1 protein-coding gene is annotated in these 1,603 nt (G+C 61.0%); it reads right to left on the bottom strand.

Features of this window, described 5'->3' with window-relative positions; genetic code table 11:
* The coding region (locus tag Y708_RS28175) for a 2-oxo acid dehydrogenase subunit E2 (protein ID WP_035775401.1) at positions 1-1,456 on the bottom strand (1,456 nt) is incomplete at its 3' end.
* Positions 1,457-1,603 lie beyond the last annotated feature (147 nt).

Below are 1,603 nucleotides of genomic sequence, written 5' to 3'. Positions count from 1 at the left end.
ACCCGCCTGTGGGCCATTCGCGGTCAAGGTCCCAGAGCGTCAGCCCGTGGGTGCGTACGTCAAGGTCCGCGTGCTTGCGCTGCACATACTCCAGCGGGTTGGTGTCGGCCATCAGGTGACCGCGGACGCGGTAGGCGTGGATGAGCTGCTGAATCCGCGCCACCTTGTTGATCTCGTCCATCGGATCAACCTGGATATCTGCGCTCCAGCGGACGGGCTCATACGGAATGCGCAGGGCTTCAAAGATCTCATCGTAAAAGTTCTGCTCGCCCAGGAGCAGCTGATGCACGATACGCAGGAATTCGCCGCTGCCTGCTCCCTGAATGACGCGGTGGTCATAGGTGGAGGTCAGCGTGATCGTTTTGCTGATAGCGTGCTGCGCCAGTGTTTTCTCGCTGGCCCCCTGAAATGCGGCGGGATACTCAAGGGCACCGGCGCCGATGATGCAGGCCTGTCCCTTCGAGAGCCGGGGAACGGAGTGCACTGTGCCGATGCCGCCGGGGTTAGTCAGCGAAACGGTGGTGCCGGCATAGTCGTCAGCGCCCAGCTTCCCGGCGCGGGCCTTCTTCACCAGCTCTTCGTAGGCATGCCAGAAGTCCGAGAAGTTCATGTCCTCGGCTTTTTTTATGTTCGGTACAACCAGCAGGCGCGAACCGTCAGGCCTGGGCATATCGATTGCCAGGCCAAAATTGACATGGGCGGGTTGAATGGCCGCAGGCTTGCCGTCGACGACGTCGTAGTAGACGTTCTGCGAGGGAAATTGTGCCAGCGCGCGGATGATCGCGTACCCGATGAGGTGGGTGAACGAGACCTTTCCTCCGCGCGCACGCTCCAGATGGTTGTTGATGACCACGCGGTTGTCGATCAGCAGCTTGGCTGGAACGGACCGGACGCTGGTGGCCGTGGGAACGGTCAGGCTTGCGTCCATGTTGGTGGCGATGGCCTTGGCTGGTCCGCGGAGGATGTTTACCGTGTCTTCGTCCATGTCCGTATTACGGTCGGACTTGGGAAGCTGTGCGGGGATGGGCGCCGTCGCTGAAGCCTTCGCGTCATCTTTTTTCGCTGGCTGCCTGGGCGCCGGCGTGTCAGCGGTCTTGCCCGCGTCTTTCCTGGGGTCCTTAGACCTGGTCTCTTTGGGCACTGGTGGCTTTCCCGATTCCTGCGTGCTGGCTGGTGACTCACCCGAGGCCTTCGGGGCGTCCTTCTCGGTGTTCACCACGGGAAGCTCTCGGGTGACGGGGTGCGGGTCGTCCCCAGGGGATGTGCTCTCCGAAGGAGTAGCCGCGTGCCGGCCGTTCTCTGAACCGGCGTTATCCGTTTCAAAGGACTCGAACAGGGTCCACCACTTTTTGTCTACTGAGTTCCTGTCCTTTTGAAACTGCCCATACAGTTCGTCAACAAGCCACTCATTCCCGCCGAATTCTTCAGGTAGACGGTGGTTGGATTGTTCTGGCACTGATATACGCCTCTTCCGTGAGTTGCCCTTGCCCCGTGCGGTCCCAGCCAACTGGTGGCAGGCTGTACAGACCTGTTGCCAGTCTAGTGACAGTCTCCGGCAACAAGCCAATCCCGGGCGGGCTTCCGTCCTGCGTGTGACGGCTCG

Origin of the sequence: Arthrobacter sp. H5, from assembly GCF_000520595.1 — a bacterium.
Lineage (GTDB): Bacteria > Actinomycetota > Actinomycetes > Actinomycetales > Micrococcaceae > Arthrobacter_D.
Note: the sequence above shows the minus strand (reverse complement) of the source record. Positions and strands in the feature narration are given on the sequence as shown.